This window comes from Oleiphilus sp. HI0132, from assembly GCF_001635845.1.
The window spans coordinates 1-3,791 of sequence record NZ_LWGJ01001116.1 but is presented as its reverse complement, the minus strand read 5'-3'; the positions used below and the strand labels follow the sequence as shown (position 1 = coordinate 3,791).

Annotated in this window: 4 protein-coding genes; 2 read left to right on the top strand and 2 right to left on the bottom strand. The window is 42.8% G+C overall.

Going from position 1 to position 3,791, the window contains the following annotated elements:
• Positions 1 to 580 (top strand): thiamine pyrophosphate-dependent enzyme (locus A3766_RS14820; protein ID WP_231882905.1); only part of this gene is annotated, 580 nt, incomplete at its 5' end.
• Here A3766_RS14820 and A3766_RS14815 read toward each other — a convergent pair.
• Positions 581 to 2,029, bottom strand: coding sequence for a methyl-accepting chemotaxis protein (locus tag A3766_RS14815; RefSeq protein ID WP_068508451.1), 1,449 nt, complete (start codon positions 2,027 to 2,029; stop codon positions 581 to 583).
• A gap of 230 nt (positions 2,030 to 2,259) precedes the next feature.
• On the opposite strand from A3766_RS14815, the gene recA reads away from it, so the two are divergent.
• A complete protein-coding gene (gene recA, locus A3766_RS14810; protein ID WP_068510971.1) occupies positions 2,260 to 3,297 on the top strand; it encodes a recombinase RecA in 1,038 nt (345 codons plus the stop codon).
• 175 nt (positions 3,298 to 3,472) lie between these two features.
• Here the strand turns inward: recA and A3766_RS31155 are convergent.
• Positions 3,473 to 3,791: hypothetical protein (locus A3766_RS31155; protein WP_197479584.1), on the bottom strand; the 319-nt coding region annotated here is incomplete at its 5' end.

The following is a 3,791-nucleotide window of genomic DNA, read 5'->3' as shown; positions in this document are numbered from 1 at the left end:
GGTTGATGACGGTAACCATACCTTCTTAACGGCAGAACTTATGCCTATTCATACAGCGAGAACCATGATTTCGCCTACCGACTTCAATTGCATGGGTTATGCTGTCCCTGCGACTATCGGAACAAAGCTTCTTAATCCTGAAAAAGACGTTGTCAGTATTATTGGTGATGGTGCATTTTTGATGACGTGCATGGAAATTACAACGGCAAGCAAGAATGGCTTGGGTGCAATTTTTACCATATTTAATGATGGCGAGTTATCCCAAATATCACAAGCTCAAGAGGTGCCGTATAACAGGAAAACTTGTTCGGTTCTTGCGGATACGAGAATGCAGGGTGTAGCGATGGCTACTGGCGCAGCTTATGTCCGGATCGATGAGAATTCCGATATAGATGAAATGTTGGATGAAGCTTGGAGAATCAGCAAAGCGGGTCAGCCAGTCGTGTTAGATGTAAATATTGATTACAGTAAACAGACCCGATTTACGAAGGGTATTGTGGGAACAAACCTTAAGCGTTTGCCCCTCAACATGAAGGTCAGAATGATTAGTCGGGCTTTAGTAAGGAAAGTGACCTGCTAGCTATTTATTCACGACGTTTGCTAGCTTCTCTGAAACGTCGCTAAGCTTTGTCGTCATTGTGCTCAGGTTTTGAATTGACTCCAGTAGGTGTATAACAGCGTAAGCGTTATTGTTATTTACCTCGCCAACATTCTGCGAGGCAGCACTGACTTGTGTCATGTTGTCTTGCAGTTTATTGATTACCTTGGATACTTTTTCAATTTGTTCTGAAACTTCAATAACCGAGGCCGATGTATTCTCCAGTACTGCTTCTGAGTGAAGTACTATCTCGACGCCCTTATCAACGTCTACTGACCCTTGTTTTATTACATCGGTAATTTCTTGGGCAGACTCATCACAGCGAATTGATAAGCTTCTGATTTCGTCAGCAACGACGGCAAAGCCACGCCCCCTGTCACCAGCACGTGCAGCTTCGATTGTTGCGTTTAATGCAAGTAAGTTCGTTTGGCTAACGATACCGGAAATGACCTGAATAACATCTTCAATTTTTGAGAAGCTTTGTTTGATCTTATCCATGCTTTCTGTTGTTTTCTTCATGGAGTCTGCGGTAGATGTGACATTTGCTTGTGTAGTTCTTGTCACAGTTTCAATTTCTCTCACAAGAGAAGATGTCTCGCTAAGCGTTGTTTGCGTTTCGCTAACTGTTGCATCAATCTGCTCAGAAGCCTCGAGTTGAGAATGTGCGCCGTTTTCAATTGACTGGCTATCACTGTTCATTTTTTTGATGTTTTCTAGCAAGGATCTTGATGAGGTGGATAGGGTATGGCATGTCGACTTGGCTTCATTCAGAATCTCTCCTAAGCGCTGTGAGTTCTTTTCGGCCGAAATTACCAGACTACTTGTCTCTTCATTTGCTTGGATTGCTTCAGCTAGTGATTCTTGCCTTATGCGAAAAGCATAGCTCTGGCCAAGCCATATAATGATCATTGGCAATAAGTAGCCGGAATAGGTGTCTATAAGCTTCTGGCTTTCACTGAAAGGATAGTTGTTCCATACCACACCGCTGCGATCGAAGTACACCAATAAGCCAATGCTAGTGAATGAGGTGCAAAACCAAAATAGTCCAGACTTTCTGTTGGCTAATAGATAGGCAATACAAACCAGGGTCGGAATCCAAAATATATGTGAAGAATGTAAGCCGCCAAGGCTGTAGATCATATTGAAGCCATGAGGGAAGGCCCCAACCATTAGCATGTTAGCAACTACGTTTGGAGAGCACTTGAGTCTCACAAGGGTGCTTGAAATAAGCGACATGAGAAGCCCAATCGAAGATGATACTACAAGCGCGGTATAGTCGGCCTTAGTCCATTTAATAATGCTGTAAATCATTACCAGGTTGGTAAAGAACTGGAAGTAAAGTAATAAGCGATAGCGAACCTGAAGCTCTTTGCTTATTGAGTGGGGCTTAGGCCAAAAGAACTGGATGTAATGTTTCAACGGGTCAAGCATGTATTTTGCAATCCAAGGCGGTTAAAGGTACTAATAATAAAACTATAGACCTAAAACAGTAGTAAGTCACCTTGGCCAACGCTCGCGTTTGGACGAACGAAAAATAATGAAAAAAATATTGGACAGTTAGTATTTAACTGCACATAATACTGATTATGTATACAGTATAAATTACTGGTCGTAATATTTAGTTATGGCCTGCAAAGAGTTATTAGTTAGGGGATATTTAAATGGAAGACAACAAAAAGAAAGCTTTAGGTGCTGCACTTTCTCAGATAGAGCGTCAGTTTGGTAAGGGTGCAATAATGAAGATGGGCGACCAGCCCAGAGAGGCGATCCCCTCTGTATCAACTGGCTCTCTAGGCCTGGATATTGCTTTGGGAATTGGTGGTCTTCCTTATGGTCGTATTGTTGAAATTTATGGCCCCGAAAGTTCTGGTAAAACAACACTTACATTGCAGGTTATTGCAGAGGCGCAAAAGCAAGGTAAAACCTGTGCGTTTGTTGATGCTGAACATGCTTTGGATCCAATTTACGCAGAGAAGTTAGGCGTCAACGTTGATGAGCTTTTGGTTTCTCAGCCAGATACCGGAGAGCAGGCATTAGAGATCGCCGATATGCTTGTACGCTCAGGTGCTGTTGATGTATTAATTATTGACTCAGTTGCTGCCTTAACGCCAAAAGCTGAAATCGAAGGGGATATGGGTGATAGTCATATGGGCTTGCAGGCGAGACTTATGTCGCAGGCACTTCGTAAGATTACGGGTAATATTAAAAATGCTAATTGCTTGTGTATTTTCATCAACCAAATTCGTATGAAGATCGGCGTAATGTTTGGCAACCCTGAGACAACAACCGGTGGTAACGCCTTAAAATTCTATTCATCGGTACGTTTGGATATTCGTCGTACCGGCGCGGTAAAACAGGGCGACGAAATTATTGGTAACGAAACGCGAGTTAAGGTTGTAAAAAACAAGGTTTCACCACCATTCAAACAGGCAGAGTTCCAGATCCTTTACGGCAAGGGTATATACCGCATGGGGGAAATCATAGATCTCGGTGTTAAGGAAGGCTTGGTAGATAAGGCTGGCGCATGGTACAGCTACAACGGCGACAAGATCGGGCAGGGTAAGGCTAATGCTGCCAACTTCTTGAAAGAGAACCCCGAAATCGCTGAAGATATTGAGGGCAAGGTTCGAGAAAAATATATGCCTAAGATTGAGCCTGCAGAAGGGGGTGACGCACCTGAACTGGCTTTGGAGCTGTAACTTATTTATATTTTGTGGCTAAATTTACGAAGATAATTTTACTAAGAGTAAAGTTATCTTCGTTATTTAATACAAGTAGTAAGTGATAAGATTGTTTGAGGGGGGGAATGGCAAGCCTTTAAATCAGCTTCAAACGATATACCTTGCGCTCCCTCTCTTGCTATTCATTAATTTTTTATCTACCCTGATCGCTTGTTTGGTCTGTTAAGCTATCAACGGCATCAACGGCATCAACGGCATCAACGTCATCAACGGCATCAACGGCATCAACGGCATCAACGGCATCAACGGCTTCATTACTATTCAAGTTTGCTTGCGTATTATCAATAACTGCTTGAGTGCTTTCAGGAGTGGTATTAACATTATTTTGTTGTTCTTCGAGAGTCGTGCTATCTGAAGCAACTTCAATGGCATCAAAGCTGTCTTCATCCTTACGTAAAGAGATATCGGTAGCGCTGCTGTCCACTTCTAAGCCTTCCAGAGGTTTATGTCCG

What these genes read in the sequence shown, in the direction of transcription:
- recA (WP_068510971.1), top strand. Translation starts at nt 2,260, where the DNA reads ATGGAAGACAACAAAAAGAAAGCTTTAGGTGCTGCACTTTCTCAGATA.
- A3766_RS14815 (WP_068508451.1), bottom strand. Translation starts at nt 2,029, where the DNA reads ATGCTTGACCCGTTGAAACATTACATCCAGTTCTTTTGGCCTAAGCCC.